18 protein-coding genes and 1 tRNA gene are annotated in these 18479 nt (G+C 53.4%); 1 reads left to right on the top strand and 18 read right to left on the bottom strand.

Annotated elements, in window-relative coordinates:
- Window positions 1-3: 3 nt before the first annotated feature.
- From PORAS_RS04555 to PORAS_RS04535, 5 genes are all read right to left on the bottom strand, one after another.
- Entirely contained in the window at window positions 4-2307 is a 2304-nt protein-coding gene (locus PORAS_RS04555) for a CRISPR-associated helicase/endonuclease Cas3 (RefSeq protein ID WP_013760345.1), read from the bottom strand.
- Window positions 2308-2440: 133 nt separating this feature from the next.
- Entirely contained in the window at window positions 2441-3316 is an 876-nt protein-coding gene (gene fic / locus PORAS_RS04550; protein WP_013760344.1) for a protein adenylyltransferase Fic, read from the bottom strand.
- A 52-nt stretch (window positions 3317-3368) separates the two neighbouring features.
- The gene (locus PORAS_RS04545; RefSeq protein ID WP_013760343.1) at window positions 3369-4385 is read right to left on the bottom strand and encodes an SPFH domain-containing protein; all 1017 of its coding nucleotides are present in this window, start codon (window positions 4383-4385) and stop codon (window positions 3369-3371) included.
- A gap of 21 nt (window positions 4386-4406) precedes the next feature.
- Window positions 4407-4862, bottom strand: a complete 456-nt coding sequence (locus tag PORAS_RS04540; protein WP_013760342.1) for an NfeD family protein — start codon at window positions 4860-4862, stop codon at window positions 4407-4409.
- A 15-nt stretch (window positions 4863-4877) separates the two neighbouring features.
- Complete coding sequence (locus tag PORAS_RS04535; protein ID WP_004331275.1) at window positions 4878-5363, bottom strand: glutathione peroxidase; 486 nt, start codon at window positions 5361-5363, stop codon at window positions 4878-4880.
- Between the two features lie 289 nt (window positions 5364-5652).
- On the opposite strand from PORAS_RS04535, the gene PORAS_RS04530 reads away from it, so the two are divergent.
- Window positions 5653-6024: a DMT family protein gene (locus PORAS_RS04530; RefSeq protein ID WP_007364795.1), complete on the top strand. Its 372-nt coding sequence runs from the start codon at window positions 5653-5655 to the stop codon at window positions 6022-6024.
- Between the two features lie 37 nt (window positions 6025-6061).
- Here the strand turns inward: PORAS_RS04530 and PORAS_RS04525 are convergent, their stop codons facing one another.
- From PORAS_RS04525 to ltrA, 13 genes are all read right to left on the bottom strand, one after another.
- Entirely contained in the window at window positions 6062-7081 is a 1020-nt protein-coding gene (locus tag PORAS_RS04525) for a glycosyltransferase family 2 protein (protein WP_013760341.1), read from the bottom strand.
- Between the two features lie 8 nt (window positions 7082-7089).
- Complete coding sequence (mtaB, locus tag PORAS_RS04520; RefSeq protein WP_013760340.1) at window positions 7090-8454, bottom strand: tRNA (N(6)-L-threonylcarbamoyladenosine(37)-C(2))-methylthiotransferase MtaB; 1365 nt, start codon at window positions 8452-8454, stop codon at window positions 7090-7092.
- Window positions 8451-9053 (bottom strand): chromate transporter, encoded by a 603-nt coding sequence (locus PORAS_RS04515; RefSeq protein ID WP_004331261.1) that lies wholly within the window; start codon window positions 9051-9053, stop codon window positions 8451-8453. The genes mtaB and PORAS_RS04515 overlap by 4 nt, the downstream gene beginning before the upstream one ends.
- 12 nt (window positions 9054-9065) lie before the next feature.
- On the bottom strand, window positions 9066-9596 hold the full coding sequence (locus PORAS_RS04510) for a chromate transporter (protein ID WP_013760339.1): 531 nt from the start codon (window positions 9594-9596) through the stop codon (window positions 9066-9068).
- Window positions 9597-9614: 18 nt separating this feature from the next.
- Window positions 9615-9812, bottom strand: coding sequence for a hypothetical protein (locus tag PORAS_RS04505; RefSeq protein WP_004331278.1), 198 nt, complete (start codon window positions 9810-9812; stop codon window positions 9615-9617).
- 12 nt (window positions 9813-9824) lie between these two features.
- Window positions 9825-10721: an MlaD family protein gene (locus tag PORAS_RS04500; RefSeq protein ID WP_013760338.1), complete on the bottom strand. Its 897-nt coding sequence runs from the start codon at window positions 10719-10721 to the stop codon at window positions 9825-9827.
- Between the two features lie 16 nt (window positions 10722-10737).
- Window positions 10738-11844 carry an N-acetylmuramoyl-L-alanine amidase family protein gene (locus tag PORAS_RS04495; protein WP_013760337.1) on the bottom strand — a complete coding sequence of 369 codons (1107 nt, stop codon included), beginning with the start codon at window positions 11842-11844 and terminating at the stop codon, window positions 10738-10740.
- 266 nt (window positions 11845-12110) lie between these two features.
- A tRNA-Lys gene (locus PORAS_RS04490) sits at window positions 12111-12183 on the bottom strand.
- Window positions 12184-12374: 191 nt separating this feature from the next.
- On the bottom strand, window positions 12375-12734 hold the full coding sequence (locus tag PORAS_RS04485) for a DUF2023 family protein (protein WP_004331257.1): 360 nt from the start codon (window positions 12732-12734) through the stop codon (window positions 12375-12377).
- Between the two features lie 54 nt (window positions 12735-12788).
- Window positions 12789-13289, bottom strand: a complete 501-nt coding sequence (locus tag PORAS_RS04480) for a flavodoxin (protein ID WP_004331260.1) — start codon at window positions 13287-13289, stop codon at window positions 12789-12791.
- A 156-nt stretch (window positions 13290-13445) separates the two neighbouring features.
- Complete coding sequence (gene hemW, locus PORAS_RS04475; protein WP_013760336.1) at window positions 13446-14561, bottom strand: radical SAM family heme chaperone HemW; 1116 nt, start codon at window positions 14559-14561, stop codon at window positions 13446-13448.
- A 3-nt stretch (window positions 14562-14564) separates the two neighbouring features.
- Entirely contained in the window at window positions 14565-16148 is a 1584-nt protein-coding gene (locus PORAS_RS04470) for a glycoside hydrolase family 10-like protein (protein ID WP_004331262.1), read from the bottom strand.
- Window positions 16149-17096: 948 nt separating this feature from the next.
- Window positions 17097-18377 (bottom strand): group II intron reverse transcriptase/maturase, encoded by a 1281-nt coding sequence (gene ltrA, locus PORAS_RS04465; RefSeq protein WP_013759989.1) that lies wholly within the window; start codon window positions 18375-18377, stop codon window positions 17097-17099.
- Between the last annotated feature and the right edge of the window lie 102 nt (window positions 18378-18479).

Below are 18479 nucleotides of genomic sequence, written 5' to 3'. Positions count from 1 at the left end.
TATTTATGCTGTCGTGAATATTAATGTCCTGTCGATTATCTGTATTCCAGTCTCCGTGCTGTAGAGCTTATCATCGGTTAGATAAGCGATGCCACTATCACTCACTGAGACACTTCCCTCCAAAGTTAAACAATCTTTTCGTTTTAGACCAACGGTAAGACGATTCATTTGTCGGTACTCTTGTCGTGTCAACGGAAGGTTGTTTTGGAGCTTCTTGATGATCGCTTTCCCCTCATCGGTGTAAGGAATGACGATCGGAATATCCTGATTCTCTATGTATCTAAAGTTCTCGCTCGCTGTCTCATAGTCGAAGCGTAGCCCTTCACATCGATCGTCATTCACATTCCAAAGCAGTTTGGAAACTTCCTTATCTCTCTTATTGTCGAAGCAGTCGACATCATTATAGAACGCCTTGTAGTAACGCTCGATCTCCTCTCTCTGTGGAGCTCCCTGCTCAGCCAGCCGATCAAGGAGATCCTCCAGAGCACCTTGCGCCCAGCTCATTTCACCCAGGCTGACTGTTTCATCAAGGCGAAAGATGTAGACCTCGCCAGGCTCTGCCATACGTCCTTCACGGTTGCACCGCCCAGCGGCCTGCATGACCGAGTCTAGACCCGCCATCGCTCGGTAGACCACGGGGAAGTCTAGGTCTACGCCAGCCTCGACCAGCTGCGTGCTGACGACGCGCACCGGCTCTCCAGCCTTCAGGCGACGGCGTATCTCCTCTATGCGCTCCTGAATGTGTGCCGAGCACATCCTGCGTGAGAGATGTATCAGCCCCTCGCCCGACTTGTCTTGAGCTTGCAGAGCGGTATAGAGACGAGCCGCATCCTTGCGACTGTTTACGATACAGAGGAAGCTCTCGTGCTGTGCCAATCGCTCCGCTAACTCCTCCGTAGAGAGCTTAAGTAGGTCCCAATGGTAGCGAACCTTGTCAAAGGGTGCAAAGCGCTCGGCATCATACGGTACAACCTCCTGAATGGGTTCCTCGAGGAAGAAGAACTCATGACCGATCCGCTTGCTGTCTGACAGGATATCTTTGTCAAAGACTGGTAGCGTGGCGGTACAGAAGAGAGGCTCCACACGGAAGGCGAAGTGCAGACTCTCCACCACACGCAGGATCGGGTTGAGTAGCCGAGGGGGAAACATCTGGACCTCGTCAAAGACAACGACCGAGTTGCAAATGTTGTGTAGCTTGCGACAGCGACTCACACGGTGAGCATAGAGCGACTCGAAGAACTGCACGTTGGTCGTCACGACGAGCGGCACGTCCCAGTTTTCCGTCATAAGCTTGGTGTACTCCATAGCTTCGTCAGGTCGCTCCTTGGCATCTACATCTGAGTGATGCTCCAGCACTTGATCCGCCCCAAAGATGTCCCTAAAGGTTTGCGCTGTCTGGGTGATGATCGAGGTGTAGGGGATGACGTAGATGATGCGCTCACACCCTTGCGCTATGGCATGTTCTAGAGCCCACATCATCGAGGAGACCGTCTTGCCGGCACCCGTGGGGAGCGTGAGCGAGTAGATCTTTCGCTGAGCCGTGCGTCCATGGTTGCGACACTGGTCAAGGAAAGCTGCTCGCGCCTCATTGATCCGTCCCTCACGGTTGAAGTGTGACACATACTCCTCTAGCTGTGCGCGCATCTGCTCTAGCGAAGCTTTAGCACTCTGACGGACAAGACTCTTGTCGGGAGTCATAAACCGCTCCGTGTCGAGGAAGTCGGCGTCTACCAAACAGGAGAAAAGCATACGAACCAGTAGCTGGTAGTCATCCTCCTCGATCTTGTTCCATGCCTTAGTAGCCTTGTCCAGAGAGGCTTTGTGGAGAAGCTCCTCAAGCTGGCTCGCCTCAGGTCGGAGTCCCTTGACTAGGTTTGCCACTGCTCGCTTAGTATCACTAGAGTCAACAACTTGTCCTCGCCACTCGGAGTCATCGTAGAGTCCTCGATGGTGAGCCCCGATGCAGAGCGAGAGGATCTTGAGAAGCTGCTGATTACCGCCCACTTGCTTTAAGTTGTAGGCGTAGCGTGCTCCTGCGGGGCTGTGCGGGGTGCGCCACCCGTTGAGCGTAGGATCTAAACCGGACTGCTGACGTATGTAGCGCTGGAAGCCCTCCTGGTACTTGCCCAAGTCGTGCAGGAGTCCCAGCAGGTAACCGATCTCGCCAAGCTCTGGGTCATCGGTGATGCGCTCAGCATAGCTCTGCGCCAGCTCCGCGACTCCGTGTAGATGATCTAAGAGAGGCTGCGTCTCGTAGGAGCCATCCTCTAGAGCCCTTACGTGGGCTATCTGCTTTGTGTTGCTCATGTGTAGGTATTCTTTACTCGTATTGTTTTAATACAACGGACGCACAGACCATAGCCCTACTACGAGGCGATACGTCTGTGCGTCCGTTCCTGCGACAACACTTCATAGTCGTCAATCTTTATCTTAGGGGGACTCAGTCTTCTTGCTCGTAATAATACGAGTAGTCGATCCCCTTCATAAAAGTCTCTCTATCGTTTACCTTATCCGTAAGCGCAGCGTGTAGTAGACATTTCAAGCTTGTGGCATCTGCCACACTGGCTCTCATAGCTTCGAGATAGGTATATTTATCCACTTGGCTCCAGTCCACACACAGCCCAAGTTGCTTCTTGAGCATTAAGTCGAGCCAAATACGTGTGGCACGCCCATTACCTTCCCTAAAAGGATGAGCGATATTCATCTCCACATACTTATCAATAATCTGCTCCCATGTCTGCTCTGGCATTTGCTCTATACTAGTAAGGGTGTCAGGTAGGTACTGAGCCATAGCAAACTGAAATCCACCTTTGGCGATATTGACTTGCCTGATCTGTCCTGCAAAGTCGTAAAGTCCACCGAATAGATAGGCATGTATCTGTTGCAGCCCTTGCACCGTACCCACTTCGATACTGTCTAAGAGGTTGCTTTCAAAAAGGGCATACGCTTTGGAGCGACTGCGCCCATCAATAGTTTCCTCTCCGCCCACAAACCACTTCACGAAGCGCATAGCCCGATCATTGGGAAAGCTCTGTGCGAGAGCCACGACTCCTTTGTCATCGAGGGTGTCCGTTAGTCGCTTCTTTCCATCGGGAGCGAGGAGTTTCAACTGGTTAGTGGCACTAACCACTTCACTTTCCTTCCTCTTGAGTTTCGTCTTTAGATACTTCCAGTAGTTCCTGTTTTTGTTGTAATCGTCTTGGTCGTTGAGCACTCCTATGATGTCCAACACAGAGAACCACCACTTAGACTCAGTCTCGTCCCAAACGGCTCGCACCTCTCGGTCATTGAAAAATCGTATCGAGATCTTGCTCATACGCTTCGTGTGAGTTTGCTAGGCCTCTATGGCATACTGTGCCAAGGAGGGATTAGTGCTTGCCCACCTTGGTGAGGAGGTTGCCCACCTCGCTGGCGGAGACCTCCTTGATGCCTCCGAGGGCAGAGAGGATGCCCGTCGCCTCGTAGGGGAGGAAGAGCGTCTTGTCGGAGCTGTTGCGTCCGATCTTTTCGAGCGTGTCTAGATAGCGCATCGCTATGAGGTACTGCGTAGGATTGCTGCCCGTGCTGGCGACAGCTGTGGTGATGCGCTCGATGGCCTCTGCCTCAGCCTCTGCACGGAGGATGGTAGCGCGTGCGTCAGCCTCAGCTGCGAGGATCTGCGCTTTCTTCTCACCCTCGGCATGGTTGACCGACTCAGTCATGCGACCCTCGGACTCACGGATCATAGCCTCCTTCTGACCTTCTGCGGTGAGTACCTGCGCACGCTTGTCACGCTCGGCACGCATCTGCTTTTCCATAGCATCGCGGATGTCTCGGGGCGGGTTGATGTCTTGCAGCTCCACGCGATTCACCTTGACTCCCCACTTATTGGTCGCTTCGTCTAGGATGTCGCGCAGCTTGTTATTGATCGTGTCACGGCTGGTGAGCGTCTCGTCGAGATCCATCTCACCGATCACGTTACGTAGCGAGGTCTGCGTGAGCATCTCGATAGCTACGGGGAGGTTGGAGATCTCGTAGACCGCTTTGAGTGGCTCGACGATCTGGAAATAAAGAACCGCGTTAATCTCCGTGACAACGTTATCACGGGTGATGACGCTCTGACGGGCGAAGTCGTAGACGTTCTCTCGTAGGTCGATGCGGTCAGTATTGATAAAGCGCACGAGCGTACCGCCCTTGCTGGATGAAGCTGTGATACGCCAAACCATAGGGCGTGGCTTATCGATGAAAGGAATGATCAGGTTGATACCCGAGGGAAGGGTCTTGAGATAGCGTCCGAGCCGCTCTATGATCATCGTCTCAGACTGCTGGACGATGACTAGCCCCTTGGCGATGATGTAGATGACGAGCAGGACGAGTACGCCCAGTACGATGAGGGATGCTTCCATATATGTGTAGTGTTTTAGTTGTTATTCAGCTGTTTCTGTGATAGGCTCGACGATCATGACGATGCTGTCATTGCTGACGATGCGCACCATCTCGCCACGTGGGATCACCATATCGGGTGCCACCGTGCGGGCGCGCCAATTGTCCCCGTCCACGGCGACGCGTCCCGTTTCACGACTAGCGTCTATGCACTCGGTGACACGTGCCGTGCGCCCGTAGAGTGCCTCTATGCCGGTACGGGCGGTCTCCTTGTTGCGACTGAGGCGACAAACCATAGGACGCAGGAGCAAAAGGGCGAGGATCGATCCGATACAAAAGGTAATCACCTGCCAAGTAATAGAGGCTCCGAGAGCTGCGGGCAGGATCGCCAGCAAAGCTCCTATGCCAAAGCAGGCGACGACGAAGCCGGGCGTGAGTAGTTCAACGAGTAGGAGCAGTAGCCCAGCGATGAGCCAGAAGTAGATGGGAGAGTTAAACATAGCTTTAGTCGTGGATTAGAGGAGAGCTTCGATGTCCTTGGCTAAGTTCTTAGGTAGCTTAGCCGATCCGTAGCGGGTTATGTCGGTGCCGTCACGGGAGATGAGGAACTTGTTGAAGTTCCACTGTATCGGCTTGACTGGCAGGTCTGAGTCTTGGCTCGTCTCCTCCTTGAGGAACTTAAAGAGCGGGTGGGCGTGGGGCCCGTTGACCTCTACCTTCTGCATGATTTGGAAGGTGACGCCATAGTTGACCTGACAGAAGTCTCGTATCTCCTCATCGGTGCCAGGGTCTTGCCCGCCAAACTGATTGCAAGGGAAGCCGAGCAGGACGAGCCCCTTGTCGTGGTACTGCTTGTGTAGCTCCTCGAGCCCAGCCAGCTGAGGCGTGTAGCCGCACTTGCTCGCGGTATTGACGATGAGGATGACTTTGCCGCGTAGGTCGGCTAAGTTTAGCTCCTTGCCCTGAGAGGTCAGGGCGGTGAAGTCGTATATAGTTGCCATAGTATTTAGAGTTCTGTTTACACTATGACAAAGATACACTTTAGCCAAGAGAACTGCAACAGTCTTGCTTGGTTCCACCGTTGGAACTAAAGAGTTCCTCCGCTGGAACTAAAAAGTTCCAAGAGGGAAACTGTTTTTGGAACTCATATATGCTACGAAGACAGCACGATACGTCGAACAAGGATGGTGGGCTTTGCGCTACGGACTCGGTAGCGCTCGCCACTCGACGAGAAGTGCGGTAAGGTTACTAACTTTGCACTCCGTAATGTCTTATCTACAGATCTATTCTATGAATCCTTGGTTAACGGTCGCTCTGCTGGTTGTCTCTAACGTCTTTATGACCTTCGCATGGTACGGACACATCAAGCTGGAGCAGATGCGGGTCATCACCGACCACACACCACTCTATCTAGTTATCTTGCTGAGCTGGTGCTTGGCACTTTTTGAGTACTCCTTTCAGATCCCGGCCAATCGCTACGGCTACGTCGGCAATGGCGGAGCCTTCAGCTTGATGCAGCTCAAGGTGATCCAGGAGGTGGTGTCGATTACTGTCTTTACACTCTTCTCGGTGATCTTCTTCCGTGGGGAGCCGTTGCAGTGGAACCACTTAGCCGCTTTCGCCTGCCTTGTCCTAGCGGTTTACTTTGTCTTCCTAAAGTGAAACTGTTGCAAAAGTCAACAGTCTTAAAGTAAGAGGCTCACAAGGGGAGCTGGTCGTAGGTGCGCCGACGACGAAGGTGGTACTGCCAGAGGAGCGAGTAATGCGCTATGGGCGGGGTCGCTGTGCCCTGGAACCAGGGCTGGTCGGTGGAGAGAGCGAGCTGGCGACGGGTGCGGTAGAAGTCTCGCACGGCTCGTAGCACGGCTGTGGCGTGTCGTGGCTGCTTCTTGACGAGGTAGGTGAGGGCAGCGAGCAGGTCTAGCGGCATACGACAGAGGAGGATGCGCCTGCGGGCATGCCGTGTGGGGAGGTTCTTGTAGAGCATGCGGAGGTTGTTGCGAAAGTTGAGGTAGCTCTTCCTCGGGCTGCCCATCTCGAGCGTAGCTCCTCCGAGATGGTAGACGACGCTGTCGGGAGTGTAGAGGATACGACCGCCCGAGAGCCAGAGCCGCCACGAGAGATCAATCTCCTCCATGTGAGCGAAGAAGCTCTCGTCGAAGCCCTCTACTCTCCAGAACGCCTCGGCACTGACGAAGTAGCAGGCGCCTGTCGCCCAGAGGATCTCGCACTCATCGTCATACTGTCCGTGATCTAGCTCGACGGTGTCGAAAAGACGCCCCCGACAGAAGGGATAGCCCCAGCGATCTAGCTCACCACCAGCAGCGCCAGCGTACTCAAAAGCTTCGGTCTGGCGGTCACTGCGCAGCTTAGGTTGTACGGCAACGCAGCCCTCCCTCAGCAAGGCTAGTGGCCGGCCGCACCAGTGGGGCGAGACACGTACGTCGCTATTGAGGAGACAATAATAAGGGTAGTCGAGCTGACGAAGCCCTTGGTTGTAGCCCCCTGCGAAGCCGTAGTTCTCAGATAGACGAACGAGCTTGACTTGCGGGAAAGCCTCCTGCAGGTAAGCGAGTGAGTCGTCTGTCGAGCCATTGTCTATGACCACGAGGTCAGCCACTTCGGGCGGTGTGTGCGCCACAAGGGGCGGGATGTACTCCTCGAGGAGCTTGCGCCCATTCCAGTTAAGGACGACGATGGCTAGGTCGGGACGGTTCATAGGTCGGCTTATGGCTTGGTGCTGAAGGTTTGTCGCCGCACGCTCCAGTGCGCTAACCGTGCGGGGGTGATGGCTCCGACGAGCTCAGGATTGTACGGCTGGGCGACACGTATATAGTTGTCGGTGAAGCCCTCCATCATCTCGCCGTGGCGTGTCTCCTCCCAGAGAACGGGACGGACGGAGCCAGTGAAGGGGGCGCAGAAAGCGTTGTGCCGCTCGCTGGAGAGAGCGAGGAGCTCCTGCGTGCGAAGTTTCTTTTCGGCTGCGGGCACAGCGGGCTTGATCTCAAGAGCTTTGGTGCCTTTGCGCTCGCTATAGGGGAAGACGTGCAGCTGGCTCCACGGTTGCTCTTTGAGGAAAGCCAGCGTCTCAGCGTGATGCTCGGACAATTCGCCTCGCATACCCGCAATGACATCGATACCGACGAAAGCATCGGGGATCAGCTCGTAGATGAGCTTGAGTCGCTCGGCAAAGAGTGCCGTGTCGTAGTGCCGCCGCATCAAGCGCAGCACCTGGTCGGAGCCTGACTGGAGGGGGATGTGGAAGTGTGGCATGAACTGCGCTGTCTCAGCGACGAACTGGATGATCTCTGGGGTCAGTAGCTCTGGCTCGATGGAGCCGATGCGGTAGCGTGCGATGCCTGCGACCTGTGTCAGCTGGTGAAGAAGCTCTAGGAGCGTCTCGCCTGTGGTGCGCCCGAAGTCTCCGATATTGACACCTGTCAGGATGATTTCTTTGCCACCTAGCTCAGCGACACGCTCTGCCTGCGCCACCAGTGAGGCGATAGAGCCGTTGCGGCTGATGCCTCGAGCCGCAGGTATGGTGCAGTAGGTGCAGTAGTAGTTGCAGCCGTCTTGGACCTTGAGGAAGTGGCGCGTGCGATCGTCTGAAGAGACGCTCGGCTCGAAGTGTTGTAGCTCTCGGCGGGCGGTAACGTGGGGTGTGGCGACTTGGGGCTGGGTGCGCTCTTGGTTGCGCTTTTGGTAAAGCTCGGTAAGGAGCGATACGATCTCGCTCTTGCGCCCCGACCCGACGACGAGGTCTACGCCAGGCATCTGTGCGATCTGCTCGCCTTGCAGCTGTGCGTAGCAGCCAGTCACGACGATGAGTGCCTCTGGGTACTCACGATGCAGACGATTGATGAGACTGCGGCACTTCTTGTCCGCTGTGTCGGTCACCGAGCAACTGTTGACGATGCAAATGTCGGGTACCACCTCCGTCGTGTGGTGATGCTCGTCAGAGATGCGCTCCACGCCCACGGTAGCTAGCTGCCGTGCGATAGTTGAGGTCTCGGCATAGTTGAGCCGACAGCCTAAAGTGTAGAAAGCAGCTCGCTTGCCAACGAGGGGATGTAGTCGAGGGGTGATCATCATAGAGAGTAGAGCAAAACACCAGCTATGCCCGCCAGGACAATGAGCAGGATGGGATGAACCCACTTCTTGTATAGGAGGAGTCCCGTCACGGCAAAGATGATGAAGCTTCGGTAGTCGATGAAGTTCTCCGTGACGATGATATTATCCACGGTGATCGGCGTGCCAGCGGGGAGCGTGAGGAGCGTCCAGAGCCCAGGCTGTATCATGAGCATCAGCGCAGCGGCCGCTATGAGCCCAACACTGGCGGGGCGTATGCCGAGGAAAGCAGCATCGACGTAGCGATTGCTTCTAAAAGCTTGAAAACTTCGGGAGATGATGAGACAGAGTACGAAGGAAGGGAGCATCACGGCGGTCGTCGCTAGGAGCGAACCAAGGATATTGCCACCCGTGACGGTGTAACCTATATAGGTGGCACTGTTGATCCCGATAGGGCCTGGGGTCACTTGGCTCACAGCTACGATGTCGGTGAACTGCTGGTTGGTGAGCCAGCCATACTTGTAGACCACTTCGTTTTGAATTAGCGAGAGCATCGCATAGCCTCCCCCGAAGCCGAAGAGACCGATCTGAATGTAGACCCAAAAGAGCTGTAAGTATATCATTGTCTTGCCGTCCTAATCCCTTCTCATAACACTATAGATGATCCCTCCGAGGGCAGAGCCGAGGATGATCCAGACGGGTGAGACGCCCATGAGCCACACCAGCAGAGCCGATAGGATCGGTATCCAGACGATGCGCCAGGTGCCTTTCATCGCGCGCCAGGTGGTGATGACGGGGATCGCAATCATCGCCACGACTGCAGGGCGTATGCCGTACATGACCCGCTGTACCCAGACATTGTCGTTGACCTCTTGGTAAAACATCGCCAAGAGCAAGATGATGATAAAGGAGGGCAAGGTCGCACCAATAGCACAAGTCACCGCTCCGATATAGCCCTTCAACCGATAGCCTATGAAGATGGACATATTGACCGCAAAGACCCCTGGCAGCGATTGCGACACGGCAAAGAGGTCGATGAACTCTTCGTTGGTCATCCAGTGGTTCTTCTCCACGACGTCATGCTGTATGAGCGAAAGCATAGCATAGCCCCCACCGAAGGTAAAGCCCCCGATGCGAACGAAAGTGATGAAGAGTCTCCAAAGCATCTTATAGTCCCAGCTCACTTATAGTCTGTTGCGTCGTGCGAAGTAGAGGACGAAAAGTAGATTGAGCACAAGCAAGCCGCCACCACCGAGGAGGATGTAGAGCTTAGCTCCATCAGCGACAGAGAGTGCTACGATCATCCCTACGATGACGAGGAGCATCAGGACGAAGAGTGTCTTATCGAGCCAGTTGAGTGGCTTCTTTTTATTGCGTGTCATAGAGATTAGCGATTAGAAGAGCGAGAGCTTGACATACTTTTTGGGGTTCGCCTTGATGTCTTGGATCAGAGCATCAAGACTGGACGTGACGCTGTCGATGCGGTTGTAGAGTCCATCCTCATTGAGGAGCCTGCCGACGGTTCCATTGGACTGGTTGAGCCTCTGGGTGAAGCTCTTGAGTTCACGAGAGGTACTCTCTAGATTGGCTATCGTCTCTTGTAACTGCAGCGAGTCAAGCCTAGAGGCAAAGTTTGCCACATCTACCGAGGTGTCGTCTATACGCCCCATAATTGAGGGAAGTGAGCGCAGCGATTGCTGTAGCTGAGCTGACGAAGCGTTGATATGCTGTGCCGACTGACGTACATCAGAGAGCGTCGGCTCTATGTTGGGGTTCGAGAGGATCGCGTTGGCCTGTAGCAAGACGCTATCCATACGGCTGAGCGTAGTAGAGAGTCGCGGCACGAACTCGTTTTGTAGCTGCTCCAAGCTCTTGGCAGATCGGCGAGTAGACATAGGTATGGTGTCTCTTGCATTGATATAGGCACCCGTCTCTACCTCAGGAAGAACTAGGTTGACCAGTGCACCACTGAAGAGCGTCTGGGCGACCTGCACCTGTGTACCTTGTGGTAGCTTGATGTCAGGGTCTAGCGTGAGCGTGAGGATCGTCTCGCCATTGTTGCGGTAGTCATACTTCATCTCCCGTACAGAGCCCACCTTGTAGCCATTGACGAAGACCCGTGTAGCCACATTGATCCCCGTCACATCATTCATAGCGACATAGTAGGTCTTAGAGCGAGCCGATAGGGAGAGCCCCTTGAGGTAAGTGATCCCTAGATATAGGATTACAATCGCTAAGAGGGTGAAGAATCCTATTTTAACAGTCTGTCGTATGAGTCTTTTCTGTGGCATGATGCAGCTGTGTCTCTTAGTAAATTTCTTTATCTCTTACGCCCTTGCGGTAGCGTACGATGTAGCAGTCTGGATAGCGCTTAGCTAGTCGTCGCTGAGCCTGACGCGCCTCACTGAGAGAGCTGCACTGCTCAGCCGTATAAAGGTAAAGCTTGCCACACTGCTCACGCTGTACATCGCTTACATTGCGAAAGTAAGGATCACTCGTCTTGAGCGGTTGGCGAGAAGAGGCGATCTGTATGCGGTAATACTCCCCACTCTCTGAGGTCGTAGTACTACTCTGCTGCGCTGTAGACTCTTCATCAGATGCTGACTCGGTGGTCTCTTGCTGCTTCCGTCGCTGGGTGCTGGTAGCTCGTACAAACTTCTCATAGTATCTAGAGAATCCGTCTGCGATACCTCTCGCCAGCTCCTTACGACCACTCTGACTAGCGAGGTAGTCGGACTCAGCTTTGTTTGTGATGAAGCCTAGCTCCACGAGGATACTCGGCATAGCCGTCTCTCGTATCACGAGGAAGGGACCTTGTCGCACACTACGGTTGCCTCGGCCCAGCTTGACAAAGGACTTCTGCACTTCGCTGGCCACATCGATACTCGTCGCAAGGTGCACGTTTTGCATAAACTCAAAGATGATGTAGCTCTCCGTGCTGTTTGGATCAAAGCCCTCGTAAGTCTCCTTATAGTCCTTCTCTAGGAGGATCACCCGATTCTCACGCTTAGAGACCTCTAGATTATCATTAGCACGGCGCAAACCCAGCACATAGGTCTCTGTGCCAGAGGCTTTGGAGCTCGAAGCCGAGTTGGTATGGATACTGATGAAGAGGTCAGCCTTCTTCCTATTAGCAAAGTTAGCACGTTGCTGCAACCCGACGAAGACATCGGTAGATCGGGTCATATAGACCTTGATCTCAGGATGTGCCTCCTCAATATATTTGCGAGTCAAGAGCGCTACCGCCAGATTGATATCCTTCTCCTTACGTCCGAAGGCACAAGCTCCCGCATCATGTCCGCCGTGACCAGCATCGATCACGATCGTATACGTTTTTTGCTGTGCTAGCATGTCCAGCGGACAGGCTATTGTAGCTAGAAGTATAGTGAGGACAAGTTTGACTAGAGACTTCATAAGGTAGCTGATAGTACTGAGAGCAAAGATAAGAAATATAGCGCAAAGCAGCAGAACAATATCGCACCCAAAGGACTGAAACGACTACTTTTGCTGTTATTGCCACGTGAAGATTGGGATTTTTCCCCCACACGATGAGCTACTACTCCCACGGAGGCTGACGACGGATGTATTACCGCTAGCCATAGATACAAAAAAGCCTCCCAGTAAGCTACCGAGAGACCATCTGAAGTGTTGTATCACTATAAAGTATCCGAGGTCGTCTGTGAGCCGCATGGGATTCGAACCCATGGCCCCAACATTAAAAGTGTTGTGCTCTACCAGCTGAGCTAGCGGCTCGCCCTTATTTTGAGATCATAGCGTGTGCACTGATCCCCATTTGGGCTAGAACGTGATGCAAAGGTACGAAAAATATGGATACTACAAACAATCTTCCTAACCTTCCATCCTACAAAACAATCGGGTGATGACGAGTAGATCAAACTACTACGCCATCACCCAACGATCTAACTATGTGACGCCAAGTCGTGTTAGCTAGCGGCTACCTGTCTCATGCTTTGCTTACGTCGCTGATAGCGCTCACATTGCTGACAAGTGTCGTAGCCGAGCAGGGTACCGAGGATAAAGTCTTCCTCTGGTGAAAGCATTGTCAAGGATCGTCCTCTCACCATCTCAGAGATAATGGCGATACATAGCTTCTTGCCAAAGAAGAGATTGACACGCGGTGACACACTAGAGATCTCCTCTAGATGGTAAGCTATGCCAGCACGCTCCAAGCGTCTCATCAGAAGAGGTGCTACCTCTCTGCTTACGGTACAGAGAAATAGAGGTCGTATCCCTTTCTGAAACTCGTAAACCTTATCACTCAGCATCACCCACTCGGTCGACATACACACTTAACTAACAGAAAAAAAGAATTATGAAGGAAGCCTCGCAGATATGCGTTATGCCTTTTGGATAGCTTGTACCCACGTATCGAGACGATCGTCCGTCTCGTCACTCTCGTTGTCTTCGTCTAGACAACAGCCGATGAGCTGACCGTCCACCTCACAGCGCGTAGCCTCGTAGCTATAACCTTCTGCAGGGATCTGCCCTACGAGCGTCGCTCCAGCAGCAGTAACCTGCTCAGCGATTTCGGCCATAGCATCGCAGAAGGTGTCTGGATAGCTGCTTGAGTCACCACAGCCGAAGACAGCAAACTGCTTGCCCGAGAGATCTTGCTTAACAAGCTTGGGGAGGAATCCCTCCCAATCGTCTTGTAGGTCGCCATAGCCCCAAGTAGAGGAGCCGAAGATGAGGAGATCGTACGCCAGGGCAGACTCTGGGGTAGCATCTGCTACGTTGTGTACATTAGCTGCATCAATCCCTAGTAACTGGGCAACCTTATCTGCGATGCCCTCGACATGGCCCGTAGAGGAGCCGAAGTATAGTCCGGTATTCTTCATTTGCTTTGAAACGTTATGTTGGTATTTCTGTTTGCAAAGGTAGACGCTATCTCTGAGTCTGTCAATACCTTAACCTAGGTAAAATGAGCCTATCGCATAGCTTCCCCACTCCCCACTCTAGACACACGACACACCTATGACCGCAGCGGTAGCGTGCTAGCAGAGTGCCGTACAGATGCGGTCACACCAGATCAGGCCTTCGTGGGTGAGACGCAAGTGATCATCGGCGGTGTAGGTGAGTAGTCCCTGATCGAGCCACGGCGTGGCACGATCCATAAGCGGGACTCCCTGCAGCACGGGCCTACGGAGGTCTATACCACGACTAGTACGTAGCCCCAGCATGATGCACTCTTCGGATAGCTCAGTCAGTGAGAGCCACTCCTCATCAGCGATCGGGAGTGTGTCTTGCTGCAGTCGCTCTATATATAGGTGTATGTCGGAGAGATTCCACCAGCGATGCCTCGCCATGTAACTATGTGCGCTAGGTCCTAAACCTAGGTAGGGCGTACCGTCCCAATAAGCGCTATTGTGCTGAGAAGCAAAGCCAGGGAGCGCCCAGTTAGACAATTCGTAATGCGTAAAGCCTGCCTTCCGACAGGCTGCGACTAGAGCATAGTACTGCTTCACGTAGGTCTCTTCGCTCGAGGGGGTCACCGCTCCGCTCTCCCGCATACGATCCAGGCGTGTGCCACTTTCGTAGGTCAAACCATAGGCAGAAAGGTGTGTCACGGGCAGTACTAACGCATGTGCCAAGCTCTCGAACCAGTGCTGCTCATAACCCTTAGGTAGCGCAAATATCAGATCGATGCTCACATTGCTAATGCCTGCTTCGCGTATATAGCTGATCGCCAGCTCGGCTTGTGCAGCTGAGTGGCGACGCTGTAAGAAGCGTAGCGTCTCATCGCTCAAGCTTTGCACCCCTAGGCTGATGCGGTTGAAGCCTAGCTGCGCTACGCCCCTAGCCCACTCTGGCGACACATCCTCGGGGTTTGCCTCAATAGTGATCTCGATCGACTTATCTAGTCTCCAAAGCGAGTGTATATGCTGCATGAGTCGCTCTAGGAGCGGGAGCGGGAGGCTACTAGGCGTACCTCCGCCGAGATAGATGGTACGAGGAGCTGTAGCCCACAGCCCTCGGTCACAGTAGATCGTTAACTCACGACAGAGAGCCTCCACAAAGGCACTCTGTAGCGACAAGTCGCTCTGCGAGTAAAAGTCACAGTAGATGCACCGTGTGGGACAAAACGGGATATGCAGGTAGAGCCCCCACATACACTATTTCTTTAGCTCACGGGAGTTGTAGTAAAGCGCTCCCGCAGAGAGCTTGCCTGTATGTCCACTGAAAGCCGCCGGCTCTACAAAGAACTCGACCAAGACATCCTCTGGTAGGAAGTCTCGCGAGATAGTCGCCGAGCGTCCTGCAAGGTTTTGCCCGAGTAGTACCAGTGGACAGTCGAGATGCGATCCGTAGAGACGGTAATAGAGATTGAAGGTGTGCCCCGTCGGCTCCTGGAGGTCATAGCTCCACGAGATAGTCAGCCGCTCACCTTGATCCACGATCTCCTCAACCTTTGCCATACCAAAGGGGATACGGGGCTCCGCTCCGAAGGCGGGACGACGTGTCGGCAAGAGGAGCTGATCCTGACGCTCTGCCGGTAGCTGATCATACATCTGCAAGAACTGCTCAGCTCGGTAGTAGCTCACCCCTGAGAGTCCATAATGCGACAATGTGTCGAGCTGATTGTAGATGTCTTGTAGCTTCCACCGCGAATTGTCATAGAGGCGATAGACACCTAGTCCAGCTACGATGGGTCCGTAGGGCGCGATGCGCTTAGCCCAGTCTGCTATATAGTAGTTGAAGTGCGCATCCTTGTAATAAATCATCGGCACGATGAAGTCCACGATGCCCCGCTGAAACCAGACGAGCGGATCTTGCGACACATCATTCTTGCAGAAGTAGCCCCCAGGGGCAGGCTTCGGCAACTGCTGATACTTACCGATGCAAGCTGTCGAGAGCGCCACCTCGGGTGCTACCTCTTGCAGCGTACGGTGGAGCGTATCGATCATAGCTGTCACATTCGCCTCACGCCACTCCATACGAGGGAGTCGCTTGGGGTTCATGCGCTGGTAGCTCTTGAGATCGTCAAACTTCTTCGGACCATCGGGGTAACGGATATAGTCTAGGTGCACGCCATCCACATCGTAGCGCGTGACTAAGTCTCGTACCAGCTGAGCCATGTGCGTACGTACAGCGGGCTGCGCGGGATCCATAAACCAAGCGTTGCCCTGTCGGAGACACAGCTCAGGATGTGCTGCGTAGAAGCCTTTACCCTGCTTAGCTAGCGAGCGCACATGATCATTCGTGCCTAGTGGATAGACCACCATCCAGGCATGTACACTCAGACCACGATGATGACACGCATCGATAGCATACTGGAGGGGATCATAGCCATTGGGCAGCGCACCCGTCTTGCTAACCGTAGGAGAGAGCGGCTCGACACTGCTCGGATAGAGCAAGTCACCACGCAGACGTACCTGTAGGAAGACCGTATTGATCCCCGCCTGCACAAAGGCATCTAGCATCTTGTCGAGCGACTCCTGCTGCCGTACCATACCTGAGTAAGTATCTGCAGAGACCTTCGGCCAGTCTAGTCCAAAGATCGAGGTGAGCCACACAGCGCGCATCTCAGCTCCAGGCAGCTGAGGCACCGAGTAGGCGTCATCACTGATGCTGCACTCGGGTAGCTCGACATGCGGTCGCCGTGGTGTAGCCTTACGTGCACCGCACTGGCTAAAGAGGAACAGCGTCAGCAATAGCAGTGCTGACTGACAAAGTGTGGAGATAAGTCTCTTAGGCATCGCTCTTATATAAATTGATAGACGCCACAAAGATACGAAATCACAGCGTGAAGCTGACCGTCTCGGCTAGCCCGATGAGACGAGTAAGCCGCCGTAGGGACAACACGGGATGTGCATCAAGGCGAGACCTATTGCCGATTTGCGAAGTTTTGAGGTTAGAGGTTAGAGATTAGAGGTTAGAGATTAGAGGTTAGACACTAGACTCTAGGAGCACTAGACCTACTAGGAGCACTAGTGCCACTAGCCCCTCTAACCTCTAATCTCTAACCTCTAATCCCTAATTACATATCTTTACGAGGAAATTCGTCCGATTCCCTCCTTTCTCGAATATCCACGTGGGAAATCTCAAATCTCCACGTGGATATTTTTTATTTTCCACGTGGGCGTCATTCATTTCCTCCGAAGTTTCATTTGATTCCTCCGAAGAATTTTTTCTCCCCTACGTGGAAAATAAAAATTCTCCACCTGGATATTTCGAAATATCCACGTGGAAATCACTTTTTCTCGACATAGCGCCGTATCGATACGTAGTCGGATCTAAATTATTGTAACGAGTCGGCCTCCGATCGGAGGTCTCCGTTGTAGTACCGCAAGACGTGTAACCCGCTGTAGGGACGCACGGTTCGTGCGTCCGTTGTATCAAAGGTTACAGCGTTGTGGTTTTGACGGGGACGGACGCACGAGCCGTGCGTCCCTACAAAGGGTTACACGTATCATCGTTACACGCACGGTTCGTGCGTCCGTTGCATCAAAAGTTACAGCATCGAAGTTTTAACGGGAACGGACGCACGAGCCGTGCGTCCCTACAGCAGGCTACCCGAGAGATGTGCGGAGTTGAGGACGTAGATGGACTCTATAATCGAGTAGGTCGGGAAACGAAAGTTTTCTGACCTACTTTCGTTTCCTTTCCTCTCACACCACCGTACGTGCCGTTCGGCATACGGCGGTTTAATTCGTTTTCAAAGAGTGTCTAATCGCATAGTAGTCCAAACAGCTTACGAGGCCTCTGCGGGCTAGCACATCTTTCGATATTGCTCGTACCACGCATGTACGTCTCACCACCCATTCGTAGCGGTCTCCGCTGCACGAGGTGAGCTTGGCTAAGTCGTTGCAGATACCAAGCTTGCGTAGCCCCCAGGCTCGCTTTCGAGGTGTTTTCCATTGCTTCCATATCACCTTACGTAGCATCGTGCGCAGATGTTCGTCTATCCCTACCATCTTGCCTTTCATAGCTCCAATGGCAAAGTAGTTTATCCATCCACGTATCACTCTGTTCAGCATTGTGATACGGGCAGTCATGGAGATGCTCCACGAGCGTTTGCATAGTTTCTTCAGCTTCCTGACAAACTTCGCTACGGAGTCCTCGTGAGGTCTTGCCGTCCACTGCTTGGTCTGAGGGGATTTGTAAAATCCAAAACCGAGGTACTTAAGTTTGCTCGGTCGGCAGACGTGCGTTTTGGTGGCATTGACCTTAAGCCCGAGGACACGCTCTATCCATTGGGTGACAGAGTGCATCACTCGTTTGGCACTTGCTTCGCTTCTTACTGCTATGACGCAGTCGTCTGCGTATCGAACATAGCGCAGCCCCCGTCTGACCATTTCCTTATCTAGCTCGTTGAGCATCACATTGCTCAACAAGGGGGACAAATTGCCACCTTGGGGCGTGCCGAGTTCTGTGGCTTCGTAAAGACCATTCTCCATTACGCCCGACTTCAGATACTTGCGTATCAGACTTTCGGTGTCTGGGTCATGGATCACACGACCCACATAACTCATCAGTTTGTCTTGTGGAACATTGTCGAAGAACTTCTCCAAGTCTATGTCAACTATCCACTCCGCTCCCTCGTTGAGGTATTCCAAAAGCTTCTGAACGGCTTGCTCACAGCTCCTGCCGGGGCGGAAGCCGTAGCTGTTCTCTTGAAACTCTGCCTCGAAGATGGGAGTCAGGACTTGGACAATCGATTGTTGAAGGGTTCGGTCGACAACGGTCGGGATACCGAGCTTGCGTACGCCTCCGTTGGGCTTAGGTATCTCAACCCTCCGTACGGGGGCTGGCTTGTACCTACGCTCTAGGATCGACTGCTTGATGCTCGTCCAATTGGCGTTCATATAGTCGCGGAGCTCCTCGACTTTCATACCGTCTATACCCGAGGCGCCCTTGTTGCTCACAACACGATTGAGTGCCTCGCGTACATTATTCTTGGCGAGTATCTGTTCGATTAGTTTCATCTTCCGTCTTTCTTAATTTCCGCTTCCGATGCTCGCGTGCTTAGCTCTATGTGGTCGATCGCATTGACGTTTTGACCGTTGCCACTCGTCAGCAAAAACATC

Origin of the sequence: Porphyromonas asaccharolytica DSM 20707 (assembly GCF_000212375.1) — a bacterium.
In the GTDB taxonomy this organism is placed as follows: domain Bacteria; phylum Bacteroidota; class Bacteroidia; order Bacteroidales; family Porphyromonadaceae; genus Porphyromonas; species Porphyromonas asaccharolytica.
The sequence above is the reverse complement of the archived record's forward strand: the minus strand, read 5'-3'. Positions and strand labels throughout refer to the sequence as shown.

Bases quoted from the DNA above. Each gene is read 5' to 3' on its own strand.
- PORAS_RS04485 (WP_004331257.1), bottom strand. From the start codon at position 12,734: ATGTCGACCGAGTGGGTGATGCTGAGTGATAAGGTTTACGAGTTTCAG.
- PORAS_RS04530 (WP_007364795.1), top strand. From the start codon at position 5,653: ATGAATCCTTGGTTAACGGTCGCTCTGCTGGTTGTCTCTAACGTCTTT.
- PORAS_RS04505 (WP_004331278.1), bottom strand. From the start codon at position 9,812: ATGACACGCAATAAAAAGAAGCCACTCAACTGGCTCGATAAGACACTC.
- PORAS_RS04470 (WP_004331262.1), bottom strand. From the start codon at position 16,148: ATGCCTAAGAGACTTATCTCCACACTTTGTCAGTCAGCACTGCTATTG.
- PORAS_RS04495 (WP_013760337.1), bottom strand. From the start codon at position 11,844: ATGAAGTCTCTAGTCAAACTTGTCCTCACTATACTTCTAGCTACAATA.
- mtaB (WP_013760340.1), bottom strand. From the start codon at position 8,454: ATGATGATCACCCCTCGACTACATCCCCTCGTTGGCAAGCGAGCTGCT.
- PORAS_RS04540 (WP_013760342.1), bottom strand. From the start codon at position 4,862: ATGTTTAACTCTCCCATCTACTTCTGGCTCATCGCTGGGCTACTGCTC.
- PORAS_RS04515 (WP_004331261.1), bottom strand. From the start codon at position 9,053: ATGATATACTTACAGCTCTTTTGGGTCTACATTCAGATCGGTCTCTTC.
- PORAS_RS04555 (WP_013760345.1), bottom strand. From the start codon at position 2,307: ATGAGCAACACAAAGCAGATAGCCCACGTAAGGGCTCTAGAGGATGGC.
- PORAS_RS04525 (WP_013760341.1), bottom strand. From the start codon at position 7,081: ATGAACCGTCCCGACCTAGCCATCGTCGTCCTTAACTGGAATGGGCGC.
- ltrA (WP_013759989.1), bottom strand. From the start codon at position 18,377: ATGAAACTAATCGAACAGATACTCGCCAAGAATAATGTACGCGAGGCA.
- PORAS_RS04535 (WP_004331275.1), bottom strand. From the start codon at position 5,363: ATGGCAACTATATACGACTTCACCGCCCTGACCTCTCAGGGCAAGGAG.
- PORAS_RS04510 (WP_013760339.1), bottom strand. From the start codon at position 9,596: ATGCTTTGGAGACTCTTCATCACTTTCGTTCGCATCGGGGGCTTTACC.
- hemW (WP_013760336.1), bottom strand. From the start codon at position 14,561: ATGTGGGGGCTCTACCTGCATATCCCGTTTTGTCCCACACGGTGCATC.
- PORAS_RS04500 (WP_013760338.1), bottom strand. From the start codon at position 10,721: ATGCCACAGAAAAGACTCATACGACAGACTGTTAAAATAGGATTCTTC.
- fic (WP_013760344.1), bottom strand. From the start codon at position 3,316: ATGAGCAAGATCTCGATACGATTTTTCAATGACCGAGAGGTGCGAGCC.
- PORAS_RS04545 (WP_013760343.1), bottom strand. From the start codon at position 4,385: ATGGAAGCATCCCTCATCGTACTGGGCGTACTCGTCCTGCTCGTCATC.
- PORAS_RS04480 (WP_004331260.1), bottom strand. From the start codon at position 13,289: ATGAAGAATACCGGACTATACTTCGGCTCCTCTACGGGCCATGTCGAG.